Annotated in this window: 19 protein-coding genes; 18 read left to right on the top strand and 1 reads right to left on the bottom strand. The window is 62.5% G+C overall.

What is annotated here, in order from left to right:
- Nucleotide 1: 1 nt before the first annotated feature.
- The 17 genes from motC to RHIZ70P_RS00430 all read left to right on the top strand — a co-directional run bounded on the left by motC (nucleotide 2) and on the right by RHIZ70P_RS00430 (nucleotide 14,783).
- On the top strand, nucleotides 2-1,300 hold the full coding sequence (motC, locus tag RHIZ70P_RS00510; RefSeq protein ID WP_115668433.1) for a chemotaxis protein MotC: 1,299 nt from the start codon (nucleotides 2-4) through the stop codon (nucleotides 1,298-1,300).
- Nucleotides 1,300-2,925 (top strand): flagellar hook-length control protein FliK, encoded by a 1,626-nt coding sequence (locus RHIZ70P_RS00505; RefSeq protein ID WP_115668432.1) that lies wholly within the window; start codon nucleotides 1,300-1,302, stop codon nucleotides 2,923-2,925. Before motC ends, RHIZ70P_RS00505 begins: the two co-directional genes overlap by 1 nt.
- Entirely contained in the window at nucleotides 2,855-3,430 is a 576-nt protein-coding gene (locus RHIZ70P_RS00500) for a lytic transglycosylase domain-containing protein (RefSeq protein ID WP_115668431.1), read from the top strand. The genes RHIZ70P_RS00505 and RHIZ70P_RS00500 overlap by 71 nt, the downstream gene beginning before the upstream one ends.
- A gap of 280 nt (nucleotides 3,431-3,710) precedes the next feature.
- A complete protein-coding gene (rem, locus tag RHIZ70P_RS00495; RefSeq protein WP_115668430.1) occupies nucleotides 3,711-4,382 on the top strand; it encodes a transcriptional activator Rem in 672 nt (223 codons plus the stop codon).
- Nucleotides 4,383-4,509: 127 nt separating this feature from the next.
- The gene (locus tag RHIZ70P_RS00490; RefSeq protein WP_115668429.1) at nucleotides 4,510-5,712 is read left to right on the top strand and encodes a flagellar hook protein FlgE; all 1,203 of its coding nucleotides are present in this window, start codon (nucleotides 4,510-4,512) and stop codon (nucleotides 5,710-5,712) included.
- A gap of 21 nt (nucleotides 5,713-5,733) precedes the next feature.
- A complete protein-coding gene (gene flgK, locus RHIZ70P_RS00485; protein WP_115668428.1) occupies nucleotides 5,734-7,191 on the top strand; it encodes a flagellar hook-associated protein FlgK in 1,458 nt (485 codons plus the stop codon).
- Between the two features lie 3 nt (nucleotides 7,192-7,194).
- Nucleotides 7,195-8,256 (top strand): flagellar hook-associated family protein, encoded by a 1,062-nt coding sequence (locus tag RHIZ70P_RS00480; RefSeq protein WP_115668427.1) that lies wholly within the window; start codon nucleotides 7,195-7,197, stop codon nucleotides 8,254-8,256.
- Nucleotides 8,257-8,293: 37 nt separating this feature from the next.
- Nucleotides 8,294-8,641 (top strand): flagellar biosynthesis regulator FlaF, encoded by a 348-nt coding sequence (gene flaF / locus RHIZ70P_RS00475; protein ID WP_115668426.1) that lies wholly within the window; start codon nucleotides 8,294-8,296, stop codon nucleotides 8,639-8,641.
- On the top strand, nucleotides 8,638-9,087 hold the full coding sequence (gene flbT / locus RHIZ70P_RS00470) for a flagellar biosynthesis repressor FlbT (RefSeq protein ID WP_115668425.1): 450 nt from the start codon (nucleotides 8,638-8,640) through the stop codon (nucleotides 9,085-9,087). The genes flaF and flbT overlap by 4 nt, the downstream gene beginning before the upstream one ends.
- Nucleotides 9,078-9,536, top strand: a complete 459-nt coding sequence (gene flgD / locus RHIZ70P_RS00465; RefSeq protein WP_115668424.1) for a flagellar hook assembly protein FlgD — start codon at nucleotides 9,078-9,080, stop codon at nucleotides 9,534-9,536. The genes flbT and flgD overlap by 10 nt, the downstream gene beginning before the upstream one ends.
- Before the next feature lie 49 nt (nucleotides 9,537-9,585).
- Nucleotides 9,586-9,852 carry a flagellar biosynthesis protein FliQ gene (fliQ, locus tag RHIZ70P_RS00460; protein WP_115668423.1) on the top strand — a complete coding sequence of 89 codons (267 nt, stop codon included), beginning with the start codon at nucleotides 9,586-9,588 and terminating at the stop codon, nucleotides 9,850-9,852.
- Between the two features lie 132 nt (nucleotides 9,853-9,984).
- Nucleotides 9,985-12,072 (top strand): flagellar biosynthesis protein FlhA, encoded by a 2,088-nt coding sequence (gene flhA / locus RHIZ70P_RS00455; protein WP_115668422.1) that lies wholly within the window; start codon nucleotides 9,985-9,987, stop codon nucleotides 12,070-12,072.
- On the top strand, nucleotides 12,069-12,818 hold the full coding sequence (gene fliR / locus RHIZ70P_RS00450; protein ID WP_115668421.1) for a flagellar biosynthetic protein FliR: 750 nt from the start codon (nucleotides 12,069-12,071) through the stop codon (nucleotides 12,816-12,818). Before flhA ends, fliR begins: the two co-directional genes overlap by 4 nt.
- Nucleotides 12,819-12,851: 33 nt before the next feature.
- Nucleotides 12,852-13,262, top strand: coding sequence for a hypothetical protein (locus RHIZ70P_RS00445; RefSeq protein ID WP_115668420.1), 411 nt, complete (start codon nucleotides 12,852-12,854; stop codon nucleotides 13,260-13,262).
- Nucleotides 13,263-13,300: 38 nt separating this feature from the next.
- A complete protein-coding gene (locus RHIZ70P_RS00440; RefSeq protein ID WP_115668419.1) occupies nucleotides 13,301-13,855 on the top strand; it encodes a rod-binding protein in 555 nt (184 codons plus the stop codon).
- A 23-nt stretch (nucleotides 13,856-13,878) separates the two neighbouring features.
- On the top strand, nucleotides 13,879-14,244 hold the full coding sequence (locus RHIZ70P_RS00435; RefSeq protein ID WP_181903910.1) for a hypothetical protein: 366 nt from the start codon (nucleotides 13,879-13,881) through the stop codon (nucleotides 14,242-14,244).
- A complete protein-coding gene (locus tag RHIZ70P_RS00430; RefSeq protein WP_115668417.1) occupies nucleotides 14,244-14,783 on the top strand; it encodes a flagellar basal body-associated FliL family protein in 540 nt (179 codons plus the stop codon). Before RHIZ70P_RS00435 ends, RHIZ70P_RS00430 begins: the two co-directional genes overlap by 1 nt.
- Nucleotides 14,784-14,971: 188 nt before the next feature.
- Here RHIZ70P_RS00430 and RHIZ70P_RS23385 read toward each other — a convergent pair whose 3' ends face one another.
- Complete coding sequence (locus tag RHIZ70P_RS23385; protein WP_268877509.1) at nucleotides 14,972-15,103, bottom strand: hypothetical protein; 132 nt, start codon at nucleotides 15,101-15,103, stop codon at nucleotides 14,972-14,974.
- Between the two features lie 29 nt (nucleotides 15,104-15,132).
- Between RHIZ70P_RS23385 and RHIZ70P_RS00425 the strand changes: the two genes are divergently transcribed.
- The gene (locus tag RHIZ70P_RS00425; RefSeq protein ID WP_115668416.1) at nucleotides 15,133-16,020 is read left to right on the top strand and encodes a WecB/TagA/CpsF family glycosyltransferase; all 888 of its coding nucleotides are present in this window, start codon (nucleotides 15,133-15,135) and stop codon (nucleotides 16,018-16,020) included.
- Nucleotides 16,021-16,166 lie beyond the last annotated feature (146 nt).

Here is a 16,166-nt window from a genome sequence, read left to right as displayed (position 1 = left end):
CATGGGGTGCCCGAAACTGCAGCGGCTGGTACCGGCTCTTTCGCTCCTCGGCCTTGTCTGGACCGGGGCGGCGGCGGCCGAGGGCCTCGACGGCATCGCGCCGTACAAGATGCTGCGTTCGCTGCAATTCGTGCAGGATTCGGTCGTGCTCGGCGATCACTCAGCCGCCGAAATGCAGCGCTTCATGTTGTCGACGATCGACAAGCGTCTGCGCGAGGCGGACGCATCGCTGTTCGAGGAGCCGCGCAATGTCGATGCCGCGCTGATCTATGCGATGAGCGGCGGCAATCCGGCGACGCTGGAATTCCTCGTTGCCCGCGATGTCGATGGCAATTTCGACAATCGTGTCACCGACGCGCTGCGCAAATACCTCTCCGGCAAGGGCACGCTGATTGCCAAGACGCTGGGCGACATGGTGACGGAATACCGCGATACCAAGGTCGCACCCTATCTGGCTCTGGTGGCCGGCAATGTGATGATCCCGCGCGATCCCGCAAAGGCGCTTGAATTCTATGACTGGGCCCGGTTGACCGCGCCGGGGACGATCGTCGAGGAGGCGGCGCTGCGCCGCTCGCTGGCCGTCGCGGTCGAGGGCGGCATGGTCGACAAGGCCGCCGCCTATGCCAATCGCTACGCGCGCCGCTTCCTGCATTCTCCCTATGCCAGCCAATTTGCCGATCTCTTCGTGCAACTCGTCGTCGAGCATAATGACGCCTTCGACGAGGCGGCGATCGAGGCGACCCTCGTCTACATGGACGTTGACCGCCAGCGGGAGGTCTACCTGCGCATCGCGCGGCAGGCGGCGATCAAGGGGCGCAACGAACTGGCGCGCCAGGCCGCTGACAAGGCCCGCCTGCTGTCGGGTACCGAGGACGGCGCGGATGCGCTGGCCATGCTTTATGGCGGGCTGGCCGGCATTCCGACCAGCGAGGTCGGCGCGGCGATCAAGGCGATTGCGGCGATCCCCGACGAGATCCTCTCCCCGTCGGATCGCGCGCTCCGTGACGCCGCGGCCGCCATCGCGGAAGAGGTGATACGCAAGCCCGAACTGAACAGTCCGGCGCAAGCTCCCGAGCCGAGTGTTGCTTCTTCGAACGACGCATCCCTTCCAGAGGCGCCCGCCATCGACGAACAGCAGGATCCGACAGCGCCGGCTTCGGTTCCGCCAGGCGTTTCGGCCGTCGAGGCGGAGGCGGTGGGCAGCCAGGATCAGGATCCGGAGTTCCGCTCCTTCGTCGATACCGGCCGTTCAAAGCTGGAGGCCATCGACGATCTCCTGAAGCAAGAAGGCACGAACTGATGATCGATCCGTCCTCCGCCTCCAAGATTTCGAGCATGGACTCCTCGCTCGCGGGGAGCGCCTCTTCGCACCGGAACGACGCGAAGGCGGCCAACGGATTTGACGACGCGCTGTCGAACGCCGGTCACAGCGGCCGAAACCGCCAGGACCGCGCGGACGCGGTGTCCGGTGGGGAAACCGAGGCGGACGCAGCGCACGGCGTGGAAGCCGAGGGCGCCGAGACACGGGCCACCAAGGGCACCCGGCCGGCAATCGATGTTTCCGGCGCCGCCCTTTCTCGCCCCGACATCGCCGGGACTGTTGTCGGCCGGACGACGACAGCGGCCGCTACGGCGGCTGCCGGCCGGACGCCGACAGCGATCGCTGCGACGACAGCCACCGCTGCGGCAGCCACGGACGCTGCGCAAAACGGCACCGGTATCCAGGCTCTCGGCGTCGATGCGCCGGCAACCGACATCGTCGCCGCCTGCAAGGCGGCAAGGAACCTTGACAGCCCATTGGCGAACCCTGCCAACGGGACCACGGGCGAGACACTGGACGGGGCCCAGGTGGCCGCGGTCGTGCAGCATGTCCAGGTGGCGAAGGGTGACAAGACCGAGCGGGCGGTGAAGCCTGTCCACGGCGGCGAGACCGATACGGCCTCCGACATGGAGACCGAGGCTGGAGCCGCAGCGACGGGCGCCCCCGTGGCATCCGACCTCGGCGACGTGCTGTCAATGCTCAACCAGGCGGTGGCGGCAGCCCCGCAGGTCGCGCCGCGTGCCGATCATGCCGCAGGCCGTGCCACCGCCAGCGAAGCGACGGCAGCCGTCGCGTCCTCCGGCGAGCTTTCGGCGGTCGGCGTCGAGGCGAAGGCCGATCTGCCATCCGTCGATACGGCGGACACCGGCACGGCGGGCGCCACCGAGGCAGACCGTTCCTTCCGCTTCCTGCGTGCCGACGGCAAGGGCCAGACACTCGCCATGCGCGTCGGCCCGTCGGACGGCGAGACGGTCAAGTATGACATCGGCTCGGCGAAGGATGGCGGTCAGACCGTCGCGGTCCTCGATGCGCGCCGCTATATCGCTCCGGCCTCCACCAACGCCGCCACGATCACCGCCGCGATGATGGGTGATGGGGAATGGGCCAGCGCCATGTTGCCTGGCTCTGAGCTTGCCAATGCCGCCAGCCAGTCGAGCTCCGGCAAGGTCGTCAATACGCTGAAACTGCAGATGAGCCCGATCGAACTCGGCAATGTCACGGCGACGCTGCGGCTGAGCGGCGAGGAACTTACGGTGCAGATAACCGTGGAGACGCATGCGGCCCACAAGGCGCTAAGCGAGGACCAGGGCGACATGCTGAAGGCGCTGCGGGCGCAAGGCTTCACGGTCGACCAGATCCAGGTCAGCCTGAACGTCGGTGCGGCGGATCGTGCCGACAGCGGCCAGACCGGCGCGCAGGGTCAGTCATCCGGTCAGCAGGCGCAGGGTGGTGCCCAGGGCGGCAACGGAAACAACGAGCGCCGCACGGCGACGACGCAGGCCGAGAGCGGCACCGGTATGGGGAAGACGACAGATGACGCGAGCGCGCTACAGGCGACCCCTGGCGGGGCTGGTGCTTCTCGTCCTGGCCACGTTTACATCTGAGGTCGCGGCATCGACCGGCGCCTGCGAACGCGAGATCCAGGCGGCAGCGGCGAAATATGCGATCCCGGAAGGCATCCTCTACTCCGTCGGCCTGACGGAGACAGGGCGCAAGGGATCGCTACAGGCCTTCGCGATGAACGTGGAGGGAAAGGCGATGTACTTCGACAGCGAAGCCGATGCCCTCGAGGCCTTCGTACAGGCCCGACGGAACGGCTCGAGGTTGATCGACATCGGTTGCATGCAGATCAATCAGCACTTCCACGGAGAGCATTTTTCATCGGTGCAGGCCATGTTCGATCCGCGCGCCAACGTCGAGTATGCGGCGCGCTTTCTACGCAACCTGCACGATCGTCATGAAACCTGGACCATGGCGGTGGCGCGATATCATGCGGGCCCGAACAACGACCCGGCGCAGCAGCGATATGTCTGTCGCGTGATCGGAAATCTGGTGGCGACCGGCTATGGGAAATGGACCGACAATGCCAAAAGATTTTGCGGTGAATAGCCAGATTTGGGACTAGACAAGCGCCAATCTGCTGATTTGCCGATTGTGTCTGGAATGTGGACAATTTTTGGCCGCCCAAGCGCGGCGTTAACCATGCGTTAACTTTTCAACAAGAAAATTGTGCCTGTGTGGTGATGCTCCCACTAGATATAGATCAAATCGCCATCAAAATCTTAATCAACTGTTAATACCTACCATTAACATCATCTAGTTGTCGCTGATTCGCCCGATTCGTACCGATAGAGCATCGAAACACCACACACTGATTCGGAGGCGGCTGATGATCGTAGTGGTAGACGAGCGAGAGCTCGTGAAAGACGGGTACACATCCTTATTTGGACGTGAGGGCATTCCATCGACCGGATTTGATCCGGCCGAGTTCGGCGAATGGGTCAATACGGCGGCGGATTCTGACATCGCGGCCGTCGAGGCGTTTCTGCTGGGGCAGGGCGATTGCACGCATGAGTTGCCGCGGGCAATTCGTGACAGGACGCAGGCGCCGGTGATCGCGGTCAGCGACCAGCCGTCGCTCGAGGCGACGCTGGCCCTGTTCGACTGTGGCGTCGACGATGTTGTCAGGAAGCCGGTTCATCCGCGCGAAATCCTGGCGCGGGCGGCGGCGATCCGGCGTCGGCTGAAGGCGATCGCGAACTTCACCGAGATCGGCCCGATCCGGGTGTTCTCGGATGGGCGCGATCCGGAAATCTCCGGCGAGGTCTTCCCCCTTCCGCGGCGCGAGCGCCGTATCCTCGAATATTTGGTCGTCAACCGCGGTCGTCGCGTTTCCAAGACCCAGATCTTCAACGCGATCTACGGCATCTTCGACGAAGAGGTCGAAGAGAACGTCGTCGAAAGCCATATCTCCAAGCTGCGCAAGAAGCTGCGCAAGAAGCTCGGTTTCGACCCCGTCGATTCCAAGCGCTTCCTTGGCTACTGCATCGACTGGAGCTGATTTCTCAGCCCTTGGCCGCGTGGTGCGGGCCTTATGAGTGAATTCGCAAAGGCCCGCCATCTCCAGACAGCTTCACGCAAGGCCCACCTCCTATTCTCTGCAATGACTACGGAAACGAGGATTTTCAATGAGCCTTTACGGAACGATGCGAACCGGTGTGTCCGGTATGAACGCCCAGGCGAATCGTCTCGGCACAGTTGCTGAAAACATCGCCAACTCCAGCACCGTCGGCTACAAGAAGGCCTCGGTGCAGTTTTCCTCGATGATCCTGCCGACGACGTCGGGCGCCTATAATTCTGGTGGTGTCGAGACGGACGTCCGTTATTCGATCTCGAGCCAGGGCACGTTCAGCTACACGACATCCTCGACCGACCTTGCCGTCAACGGCGACGGCTTCTTCATCGTCGAGGGCGCCGATGGCGTCGAATATCTGACGCGAGCCGGTTCATTCGTGGTTCAGGATGACGGCACGTTGAAGAACTCTGCCGGCTATACCCTGATGGGTTACGAATATTCCTCGACCGCCGATCCGACCATCGTCGTCAACGGCTTCAACGGTCTCGAGCCGATCAACCTGTCCTCGGCCTCGATCTCTGCAACGGCTTCCGACGCCGGCGCGCTGAACGTAAACCTGCCGTCGAATGCAGCGGTCGGCGACACCGAGGCAACCTCGCTCGTCGCCTATGACAGCCAGGGCAACAGCCGCCTGATCGATTTCACCTACACCAAGACCGCGGACAATGTCTGGTCGATGACGGCGACCTATGCCGGTCCGCCCGCGACCACCGTTGTGCCGGCCACCACCGTGACCTTCGACGCCGCCGGCCAGATCGTCTCGCCGACATCGTTGACCACGACGGCCTTTACCGTTGCCGGCGCCGACATGCTGTCGATGACCATCGACATCAGCACGTCGAGCCAGCTCGCCGCCGACTTCTCCGTCGAGGAAGGCGAGATCAACGGCAATGCGGCTTCCGAAGTGGTCGGCTACGAGATCGACGAGGCCGGCGTTGTCTCCGTCGTCTACGACAACGGCGACCTGACCCCGCGCTTCCGCGTGGCGCTCGCCAGCGTGCAGAGCCCGGACAACCTGAACCCGGTTGCCGGCAACCTCTACACCCAGAGCAATTCCTCGGGCGTCATCGTCATGGGCTATGCCGGCACCAGCGGCTTCGGCTCGATCATTTCGGGCGCCCTTGAAGACTCCAATGTCGACGTGGCGGAAGAACTGACCGCGATGATCGAATCCCAGCGGAATTACACCGCGAACTCCAAGGTATTCCAGACCGGCTCCGAATTGATGGAAGTCCTGGTCAACCTGAAGAGATAACCGGAAGGTTAAGGCAGCCACATGTCGCTTACGTCTGCACTCAATACGGCTCAAGCCATTTTCCGGAATACGGGGGAACAGACCTCCGTCATTTCCACGAACATTGCCAATGACGGAAACGCAAACTATGTGCGGCGCTCGCCTGTCGTAACCAACACCATCTACGGGGCGTCGACGGTCAACACCGAACGCGCCCAGCAGATGGCCCTGCTTCGCCAGCTTAACAGCGCCACCTCGGCGTCCAGCGCCCAGGATACGCTGCTCAACGGGCTGACGACGCTCTCCAACGCGCTTGGGGGGAACGACTACGAGCTTTCCCCCTCGACCTATCTTGCTGAACTGCAGACCAGTCTGGAAGCCTTCGCGGCCTCTCCGGGGGAGTATACTCTGGCGGCCACCGTGGTCACCGACGCGCAGGATGTCGCCAATTCGCTCAACAATGCGGCCGCGACCGTGCAGAAGCTCCGGGTGGATGCCGATGCCGAGATCAATACCCAGGTCAAGGAACTCAACCGGCTTCTCGCCGAGTTCCAGATCGTCAACGATGCTGTCGTCAAGGCAACCGCGATCGGCGCCGATCCGAGCGATGCGCTCGACACCCGCGACACGCTGCTGAAAGACATCTCGGAAATCATCGGCGTCGATGCCAGCACCCGCGCCAATGGCGACATGGTGCTCTACACGTCGGAAGGCACGACGCTTTTCGAAACCGTGCCGCGCGCGGTCACCTTCACCCGGACGCTGGCCTATGACGCGACGGTCACCGGCAATTCGATCTATGTCGACGGCATTGCGATCCAGGCCGGCGAGGGCGGCAATACCACCGCCGACGGCACGCTGGGCGCCCTTCTCCAATTGCGCGACGATATCGCGCCGACCTTCCAGACGCAGCTCGACGAAGTCGCGCGCGGCCTGATCGAGGCCTTTGCCGAGACGGACCCGCTGGGTGTCGCGCCCGATATGCCCGGTCTCTTCACCTGGTCCGGCGGCACGGCGCTCACCTCGGGTGTGCTCGAGCCCGGTCTTGCCGGAACGATCACGGTCTCGACCGCTGTCATCGCTTCTTCCGGCGGCGATCCGCTGCTGTTGCGCGACGGCGGCATCAATGGTGCGGCCTACGTCTGGAACACGGGGAATGCGTCCGGCTACACGACCCTGCTGGCGCGCTATTCCGATGCACTCGATGCCGATCGGGCCTTCGACGCCTCGGCTGATCTGAAGACGTCGATGAGCGTCATGACCTTTGCCAGCGGCTCGATCGGCTGGCTGGAGGAACTGCGCTCCAACGCCACGACCGCGTCGGACAACAAGATCGCCCTCTATGAGCGGTCCTTCCAGTCATACTCTTCCGAGACCGGCGTCAATCTCGACGAGGAACTCTCGCTGCTGCTCGACGTGGAGCAGTCCTACAAGGCATCGGCCAAGCTCGTCTCGACCATCGACGAAATGCTGCAGGCCGTACTGGCGATGGCGGGATAAGACATGTCGACGGCAAACATCTCCAATCTGTCGATCCAGACCTCCATGCGCCTGACCATCCGTCAGGCCCAGAACGAGCTGATCAAGGCGCAGCAGGAAGTCACCACCGGCATCTATGCCGATATCGGCGCCGAGATCGGTGGGGCCACCTCCACCGTCGTCGACCTGACCCGCGACAGCCTGCGCCTGCAGTCGATCAAGAGCACCAATGCGATCGCCACCCAGCGCCTGGAGGCCTCCCAGGAGGCGCTCGGCCAGATGGCGACGGCGGCCGACGAGATGAACGATGCGCTGATCGCGCTTTCGGGCACCTCCAACACCAGCAATCTCGAGACGGCGATCCAGACGATCACCAATTCGCTCGACACTTTCACCAGCATGGCCAACACCTCGCTCGGTGGCGAATATCTGTTTTCGGGCATCAACACCGACGTTCAGCCGATCCAGGAATATACGGATACCTCGGCCGCCAAGCTGGCCTTCGACGCCGAGTTCCTAACCTATTTCGGCTTCCCGCATAGCGACCCGCAGACGGCCAGCATCGCGGCCACCGGCGCTGCGCCCAGCATGGATAACTTCATCACCAACGTCATCGAGCCCATGTATTCGGGCGCTGACTGGACCACCGATTGGTCGAGCGCGACCGACGAGGTGATGACGAGCCGGATCAGCCAGAGCGAAACCGTCGAAACCTCGGCAACCGCCAACGATAAGGCCATGCGTTATCTCGCGATGGCGGCGGTGGTCGCCAAGGAACTGCTGGCGATCGATCTCTCCGATGCGAGCCGCACCGTGGTGACCAACAAGGCGATCGAATACACCGGCGTCGCGACGACCGGCATCAACAGCGTCCGCACCAAACTGGGCCTGTCGGAGAACCGGATCGAAAAGGCCAATGAATCGCTCCAGGTGCAGATCGACATCATCGACACGACGCTGACCAGCAAGATCGAGGTCGACGCTTACGAGGCGTCGACCCGCGTGAACAATCTCCTGTCTCTGGTCGAGGCATCCTACACGTTGACGGCGAAAATCCAGGCGCTGAGCCTCGTCAACTACCTTTGATGACCAAAGGGAATGAATGAAAATGAAGGACAGATGAATGTACCAGTTTTCATATGCCGAGATCATGGAGGATGGCGTCGCCGACGCCAAGGATCGTGAACGGCAGGCGCTGACCCGCTCTATCGAGCTTCTGACGCTGGCGCGTCAGGAAGAGGGCTATACCCGCCAGGCCATCGAGGCGCTGTTTTATACCCGCCGCGTCTGGATCCGCCTCATCGAGGATCTGAAACAGCCGGAAAATCAGCTGGACGCCGAATTGCGCGCCAACCTGATCTCAATCGCCATATGGATTTTGAAGGAATGCGACCGGATCCGGAAGCGCCAGTCCACCAATTTCCAGGGCATCATCGACGTGACAACCATCATCAGGGATGGACTGAAATGAAGAGCACTTTGCGCATCTCGCTCAAGTCGGGCGAACGGATTTTCATCAACGGAGCGGTTCTGCGCGTCGACCGCAAGGTTGCGCTGGAATTCCTCAACGACGTGACCTTCCTTCTGGAAAACCACGTCCTGCAGCCGGAGCAGGCAACCACGCCGCTCCGCCAGCTCTACTTCATCGCCCAGATGATGCTGATCAATCCCGACGGGCGCGAACAGTCGATGGCGATGTTCCGCAAGTCGATCATCATGCTGCTCACCTGCTTCGAAAACGAGGAAATCCTCGCCGAGCTGAAGCGTGTCGACGGCATGGTTTCCTCCGGTCGCGCCTTCGATGCACTGAAGGCGATCCGCGGGCTCTACCCGATCGAGGACCAGATCCTCAACAGTCAGGAAATGACGCCGGCGACCGTCGAGCAGATTCGCAAGGAGATGGCACCATGGCGGTAGACGGCGTTACCTCGGCCACCAGCACGACCTCCACGGCCAGCAACTCCTCTGCATCGAGCGCGTCGGCTGCCGCTTCGCTGGATTATGATTCGTTCCTGAAGCTGCTGATCGCCCAGATGCAGAACCAGGATCCGACCGACCCGATGGACGCCAGCGAGCAGATCGCCCAGTTGGCCACCTTCTCCCAGGTCGAGCAGACGATCCAGACCAATGCCAATCTCGAGACGCTGATCACCGGCAACGCGCTCACCAACGCGACCAACTACATTGGCCAGACGATCACCAGCGCCGACGAATCCATCACAGGCGTCATTGAATCGGTCCGCGTCTACAGCGACACCATGGTCGCGACCACGACCGCGGGTGACGAAATCCCGATCACGGTCGGTGTCCGCGTCGGCGAGCCCTCGACGCCCGATCCCGACACTGATACGAACTCGGATGCCTGATGGTGCCGGGGGCTGATTCCCCCGGAAACAGGCCGGGAAGAGTTAGATCATGAATGAGGCAGACGCCCTCGACATCATGCAGGCAGCCGTTTGGACCGTGCTGGTCGCATCCGGTCCGGCCGTGCTTGCCGCCATGATCGTCGGCGTCACCATCGCGCTCATCCAGGCGCTCACCCAGGTCCAGGAAATGACGCTGACCTTCGTGCCGAAGATCGTCGCCATTCTCGTGACCATCGGCATCAGCGCGCCCTTCGTCGGCGGGCAGATCGCGCTTTTCGCCAATCTCGTCTTTTCGCGCGTCCAGACCGGCTTCTGACCGGTCGCTTCCGGCCGATCCTTCGCCGGGACTGCCACCCTCGCGCAAGCTTCGCCCGCTATCGCTGACGTGAACATGGCCGCAAGCCGTCCAAGCCTGCGGCCGACCTCTCATGAAGAGACGGAACGATAAATGGCGCAACCATCTGCAATCATTATTCCGAAGGTCAGCCCGCAAGGTCGCGACATCGGCTTTGCCCTCGGCATCGTCGTCATCCTCTGCATTCTCTTTCTGCCCATCCCACCCTTCCTGATCGACATGGGTCTCGCCTTCTCGATCGCGTTTTCGGTGCTGATCCTGATGGTCTCCCTGTGGATCCAGCGTCCGCTCGATTTCTCGTCCTTCCCGACCATCCTGCTGATCTCGACGATGATCCGTCTGGCGCTCAACATCGCGACGACCCGCGTCATCCTATCGCACGGCCACGAGGGGCATAATGCGGCGGGCGGGGTGATCGCCGGCTTCTCCAGCCTGGTCATGTCCGGCGACTTCGTCATCGGTCTGATCGTCTTCATGATCCTAGTCACGGTCAACTTCATCGTCATCACCAAGGGCGCGACCCGCATCGCCGAAGTCGGCGCCCGCTTCACCCTCGATGCCATCCCCGGCAAGCAGATGTCGATCGACGCCGACCTGTCGGCCGGCATGATCGACGACAAGGAAGCCCAGCATCGCCGGCGTGAGCTCGAGCAGGAAAGTTCCTTCTTCGGCGCGATGGACGGTGCCTCGAAGTTCGTGCGCGGCGATGCCATCGCCGGCCTGATGATCACCGCCATCAACATCTTCGGCGGCATCATTATCGGCTACTTCCGCCACGGCATGGAAATCGGCGAAGCAGCAGACGTCTTCGTCAAGCTGTCGGTCGGCGACGGCATCGTCTCGCAGATCCCCGCTCTCATCGTCTCGCTTGCCGCCGGTCTTCTCGTCTCCCGCGGTGGCAATCCGGGCTCGACCGACCAGGCCGTCGTCAACCAGCTGAGCGGCTATCCGCGCGCGCTGTCCGTAGCGGCATCGCTGATGGTCCTGCTGTCCATCGTTCCCGGCCTGCCGATGGTGCCCTTCCTGGCGCTTGGCGGCATCATGGCCTTCGGCAGCTGGTTCATCCCGCGCCAGATCGAGGCGGAGAACAAGGTCAAGCGCGAGCAGGAGGAAAAGAAGGTCATCCAGACCAAGGAAGCCGAGAAGGATTCGGTCAAGTCCGTTCTGAAGACGGCCGAGATCGAACTGGCGCTCGGCAAGCTGGTTTCGACCCGGCTGCTCGGCGCCCACCAGGAACTCGCCTTCCGCGTCGGCAAGATGCGCAAGAAATTCGCCAGCCAGTATGGCTTCGTGGTGCCCGAGATCAAGGTCACCGACGACATCGCCATCCAGGAAAAGTCCTACCAGATCCGCATCCACGGCACGACGGTCGCCTCCAACCAACTGCGCGTAGGCGAAGTGCTGGTCGTCACCGGTTCCGGCCGCAAGCCCAAGGTGCCGGGTGACGAGATCCGCGAACCCGCCTTCGGCATGCCGGCGGTCTCGGTGCTCGAGACCTTCACGGAGGACCTGAAGCGCGAGGGCTTCCATCCGATCGACAATGTCTCGGTCGTGCTCACCCATGTGAGCGAGGTCATCCGCAACAACCTGCCGCAGCTTCTGTCCTACAAGGACGTGAAGATCCTGATCGACCGGCTCGATCCGGAATACAAGAAGCTCGCCGACGAGATCTGCTCGTCGCACATGTCCTATTCCGGCCTGCAGGCGGTGCTGAAGCTGCTGCTCGCCGAGCGCGTCTCGATCCGCAACCTGCATCTGATCCTCGAAGCGGTGGCCGAACTCGCGCCGCATGTGAGGAAGACCGAGCAGATCGTCGAGCATGTGCGCGTACGCATGGCGCAGCAGCTCTGCGGCGACCTGACCGACAACGGCGTGTTGCGCGTGCTGCGCCTCGGCTCGAAATGGGACCTCGTCTTCCACCAGGCGCTGAAGCGCGATGCCAAGGGCGAAATCGTCGAATTCGACATCGATCCGCGCAGTCTCGAGGAGTTCTCCGAGCAGGCCAGCAAGGTAATCCGTGAATTCATGGACCGCGGCCTGCCTTTCGTGCTTGTCACGTCCCCGGAAACGCGCTCCTATGTGCGCATGATCATCGAGCGGCTGTTCGCTACCCTGCCGGTCCTGTCGCATGTCGAACTGGCCAAGGGCATCGAGATCAAGATCCTGGGCTCCATTTCATGATCACCGACCCCGAGGGGACAGTTCTGGCCATGTTCGTGGCCTTCTGCCGGATCGGCGCCTGCTTCATGGTGCTTCCGGGTTTCTCCTCGGCGCGCATTCCCGTCATGGTCCGGCTGCTGATGGCGGCGGCCGTTGCCATGGCCATCCTGCCGGTTCTGTGGGATACCATCTATCCGAAGGTGTCGGGCAGCGACTATGCCTATATCCACCTCGTCGTCGGCGAAACGCTGATCGGCACCATGTACGGCCTCATTCCCCGGCTCTATGTGCTGGGCCTGCAATTCGCCGGCTCGGCGATCTCCATGTCGATCGGCTTCAACTCGCCGGGCGCACCGGACGTGATCGAGGACACGGCGGAGAACCAGCTGACCAACATGATCAGCTTCGGCGGCCTGCTGCTGCTGTTCATGCTGGATTTCCACCATGTCATCCTGCGGGCACTGATCGATTCCTACGGGCTGATGCCGCTCGGCGGATTTCCCGACGTGCAGAAGATGCTGATCACGCTGACCGACACGCTCGGCGCCACCTTCCTGCTCATGCTCAGGCTCGCCAGCCCGTTCATCATCTTCGGCATCATGTTCAATTTCTCCATAGGTCTGATCAACAAGCTCGCGCCGCAGATCCCGATCTACTTCATCTCGACGCCCTATCTGCTGATGGGCGGCCTGTTGCTGCTGTATTTCTCCATTGCCGCCATTGTCCGACAATTTGCCGACAATTTCGCCCGAATCTTTATCGGCTGAGAACGCCACGAGCCGCTTGCTGAAGGAGCGCCCATGGGGCCGACGAAGAAGTCCGAAAAGCTGAAACGCCTCGTCACGGTGCAGCGCCACATGGAGCGCATGGCCGAGAGCGATCTTGCCGTCACCGCCAAGCGCCGCGAGGAGAATGCCGCCTCGATGGCCACCGTCATGGAGGCGATCGGCTCGCTCGAACCCGTCCATCGCCTGTTCGCCCAGAACTATGCCGACCGCTTCGACCGTCTGTCCAATAGCGACAAACAACTCGCAAGCCTCCAATACGGCCAGGAGATCAAGCTCTTGCGCGAACGCGCCAAGGGTGATCGGCTGGAGGAGAACATGAAGGACGCCCGACTCCACGAGGATCGCGAGGCGGACGACAATGCGATCTACGATCTGGTCGACCTGCAGTTCGCCACGACAGCCTCCAGCAAGGTTCACGAGTGATACTCGTCACCTGAACAAACGTATCGGAGACCGGAAACGTGGCTATATCACCTCCGAGCGATCTCGTGCTGGACGTCGTCCGGGCCGCAGATCCGATGGTCCTGGCGGCAGCCCAGGAAAAACTGAAGACCCATCGCGCGGCTCTCGCCGCGACCAGCCTCGCCGAGAAGGGTGCCGGCTTCGGTGCCGCGGTCGAGGTGCTCAACAGTGCCGCCTTCGATGCCGGTCTCGGCAATGTCCAGAAGTCCGCGACCGGGGAGACGCCCAAGGTTTATCGCGATTTCGAGGCCGTCGTCCTGCAGAACTTCGTCAAGACGATGATGCCGGAGGACACCGAATCCGTTTACGGCAAGGGCAATGCCGGAGAAATCTGGAAGAGCATGATGGCCGAGCAGATCGGCGGGACGATCGCCGAAAGCGGCGGGGTCGGCATCGCCGACCAGATGTATTCCGAAGAACTGGCTCGCAAGCGCGGGGGCAATGTCGTCAACGCCGCCACCGATGAAACCGATCGGCGCGTGGCGTTCAACATGGTGACGGACCTTGAGCGTCGAACGCTCGGTGTCTCCGAAGCCGATGCCAAGACAGCATAACAACACTCATCCGGGGCAGGACCATGGAAATCATCAATAGCGATTATCGGATCAAGACGGTGCTCGGCCGCCTCGAAATGATCATCGACAACGAAAACCAGCGCATCGGCAAGGACCCGGAATTCGACCTCAAGGTATCGAATGCCCACAAGAGCCGCTGCCTCTACGAGCTGACCATGCTGTTTCGCGATACCGACCCCCGGGAACTCGCCGTCGGCTATGTCGAGCAGATGCACGCCCTGAAGAAGAAGCTGGCGATCAATGCCCGCCGTGTCGAGGCCCACATGAATGCCGTGCGCGCGGTTGCCGATCTCTTGAAGAACGCCGTGCGCGAAGCCGACGGTGACGGCACCTATTCCCAGGAACAGTTCCTGTACAGCGAGGTCTGATGGTCAAGATCCTGGCCGCCGGATTGTGGGTCTGCCTGGTTACGCTCGGCGCGGTCTATTTTTCCGTGCACATGGCGACGGCGCCTGCCGAAGTCAGCGAAGAGGACGCCCGCAAGGCGAAGCTCGAACTGGTGCGCGGCGAGGCGATCACCATTCCGATGATCGCCGACGGCAGCGTGCGCGGCTATTTCCTCGGTCGCATCTCCTTCATGATGGACAAGGAAAAGATCAAGGGCGTCGAGCTGCCGCTCACCGAATTGATGACCGATGAGCTGTTCACGCTTTTGATCGGCAACAAGATGGTCGACATCTCCAACATGGCCGCCTTTGACGTCGCCGCATTCCGGGAGAAGATCAAGACCGACATCAATGCCCATCTCGGCGAGGGCTTCGTCGAGGAAGTGCTGATCGAGCAGCTCGACTACATGTCCAAGGATGACGTGCGCGCGACCGGCGAGGGAACCGCGAAACCGCCGGCCGAACCGGTCAAGGTGATCGAGGGTGACGCTGTCGGGGAAGCAGCGAAACCGGCCCACTGACGCATCTCCGGCGAAGAATGACGACGGGCGGCGGGTCATCCGCCGCCGTTTTGCGTCCAGGCGGGAACTCCATCCTGGTCTCCCCACGCGGTCGCACCGGGCATGGTTAACGACCGGTCAATCGGCGCGCATGAATGCGACCGTTTCCTTTAAGTCGAACTTGATCTGCCGCTGATACAAGGCTTGGGTCACTCCTTGTATTGCGTGGTGTCATGCTGTTTCCAGTCGACGTTCTCTTTCTCCCGGCCTTTCACCGGGCTTTGCTGGCAGGCATTGCCGGCACCCTCGCGGGTGGCCGGGCGCCGGCGGGGCCATGCCATGCCGCATCGGCCCTGCGTCGGGGGCGCTCATGAACCCGCAGCCCAGCCTCCCGCTGCCCGAGCCGCGTCTGCCTCTTTTTGGCATGCCGGTCTACGACCTCACCTGGGAAGGCGCGCTTTCCTATGTGAACGAATTGGCGTCCCTGCCGCTCGGCCCGACCCACATGGCGTTTCTCAACGCGAACAATGCCAATCTGATGATGTCCGATCCGGACTATCGCAAGGCGCTCGCCCGCACCGTGCTGCTGCCCGACGGGATCGGCGTCGACCTTGCTTCGCGCCTGCTCAACGGCGAGCGGTTCATCGCCAACCTCAACGGCACGGATTTCATTCCCGCCATGCTGAGCTATATGGACACGCCCCGGCGGATCGGCCTGATCGGCGGGCGAGCGGACGTCCTGGCAAGGGCCGCGGAGAATTTCCGCAGGCATGCGCCCTGGCACGAATTCGTCGAGATATCCGACGGTTTCTTCGACAAGACCAACTGTGCCGGCGTGCTGGACGACCTCAAGGACGCACGGATCGACATTCTGCTGGTCGCCCTCGGCACCCCGCTGCAGGAAATCTGGATCGACCGCAACATTCGTCCGGAGCACGCCCGCCTCGTGATCGGCGTCGGGGCGCTGTTCGACTTCGTTTCGGGCGAGGTTCCGCGCGCGCCGCTGTGGATGCGCCACATCCGCTGCGAGTGGGTCTACCGGTTGTGGCTGGAGCCGAAGCGGCTCTGGTACCGTTACATCGTCGGCATTCCGGTGTTCCTCGGCCATGTCGCCCGCTTCAAGCTGTTCGGTCCGCCCCGCCACGCGGCCGGGGAAGACCCGCTTTCCCAGGGCCGACGACGCACCGACAATCGTCTCGGACCGCGCAGCCGCCATTCCGCAACGCGCCAGGACCGGACCAGCCGGCGCTATTCCTGATCGGCCGTCCTCGAGGGACACGCATCCCTGATGCTAGACCAAGGGAGGTTTGCGAGGGGTGCGGTTTCCCCTTGCAAAGCCCGTGCTTTTGACTCCATACGGCGGAGAGAGGCAATCGGCCGCCAGGCACGGCGGCTATGATGCCG

Origin of the sequence: Paenirhizobium selenitireducens ATCC BAA-1503 (genome assembly GCF_900492185.1) — a bacterium.
GTDB classification, from domain to species: Bacteria; Pseudomonadota; Alphaproteobacteria; order Rhizobiales; family Rhizobiaceae; genus Allorhizobium; species Allorhizobium selenitireducens_A.
The sequence above is the reverse complement of the archived record's forward strand: the minus strand, read 5'-3'. Positions and strand labels throughout refer to the sequence as shown.

Excerpts from the sequence above, each read along its gene's own strand:
- motC (WP_115668433.1), top strand. The coding sequence starts at position 2 with ATGGGGTGCCCGAAACTGCAGCGGCTGGTACCGGCTCTTTCGCTCCTC.
- RHIZ70P_RS00505 (WP_115668432.1), top strand. The coding sequence starts at position 1,300 with ATGATCGATCCGTCCTCCGCCTCCAAGATTTCGAGCATGGACTCCTCG.
- RHIZ70P_RS00500 (WP_115668431.1), top strand. The coding sequence starts at position 2,855 with ATGACGCGAGCGCGCTACAGGCGACCCCTGGCGGGGCTGGTGCTTCTC.
- rem (WP_115668430.1), top strand. The coding sequence starts at position 3,711 with ATGATCGTAGTGGTAGACGAGCGAGAGCTCGTGAAAGACGGGTACACA.
- RHIZ70P_RS00490 (WP_115668429.1), top strand. The coding sequence starts at position 4,510 with ATGAGCCTTTACGGAACGATGCGAACCGGTGTGTCCGGTATGAACGCC.
- flgK (WP_115668428.1), top strand. The coding sequence starts at position 5,734 with ATGTCGCTTACGTCTGCACTCAATACGGCTCAAGCCATTTTCCGGAAT.
- RHIZ70P_RS00480 (WP_115668427.1), top strand. The coding sequence starts at position 7,195 with ATGTCGACGGCAAACATCTCCAATCTGTCGATCCAGACCTCCATGCGC.
- flaF (WP_115668426.1), top strand. The coding sequence starts at position 8,294 with ATGTACCAGTTTTCATATGCCGAGATCATGGAGGATGGCGTCGCCGAC.
- flbT (WP_115668425.1), top strand. The coding sequence starts at position 8,638 with ATGAAGAGCACTTTGCGCATCTCGCTCAAGTCGGGCGAACGGATTTTC.
- flgD (WP_115668424.1), top strand. The coding sequence starts at position 9,078 with ATGGCGGTAGACGGCGTTACCTCGGCCACCAGCACGACCTCCACGGCC.
- fliQ (WP_115668423.1), top strand. The coding sequence starts at position 9,586 with ATGAATGAGGCAGACGCCCTCGACATCATGCAGGCAGCCGTTTGGACC.
- flhA (WP_115668422.1), top strand. The coding sequence starts at position 9,985 with ATGGCGCAACCATCTGCAATCATTATTCCGAAGGTCAGCCCGCAAGGT.
- fliR (WP_115668421.1), top strand. The coding sequence starts at position 12,069 with ATGATCACCGACCCCGAGGGGACAGTTCTGGCCATGTTCGTGGCCTTC.
- RHIZ70P_RS00445 (WP_115668420.1), top strand. The coding sequence starts at position 12,852 with ATGGGGCCGACGAAGAAGTCCGAAAAGCTGAAACGCCTCGTCACGGTG.
- RHIZ70P_RS00435 (WP_181903910.1), top strand. The coding sequence starts at position 13,879 with ATGGAAATCATCAATAGCGATTATCGGATCAAGACGGTGCTCGGCCGC.
- RHIZ70P_RS00430 (WP_115668417.1), top strand. The coding sequence starts at position 14,244 with ATGGTCAAGATCCTGGCCGCCGGATTGTGGGTCTGCCTGGTTACGCTC.
- RHIZ70P_RS23385 (WP_268877509.1), bottom strand. The coding sequence starts at position 15,103 with ATGGCATGGCCCCGCCGGCGCCCGGCCACCCGCGAGGGTGCCGGCAAT.
- RHIZ70P_RS00425 (WP_115668416.1), top strand. The coding sequence starts at position 15,133 with ATGAACCCGCAGCCCAGCCTCCCGCTGCCCGAGCCGCGTCTGCCTCTT.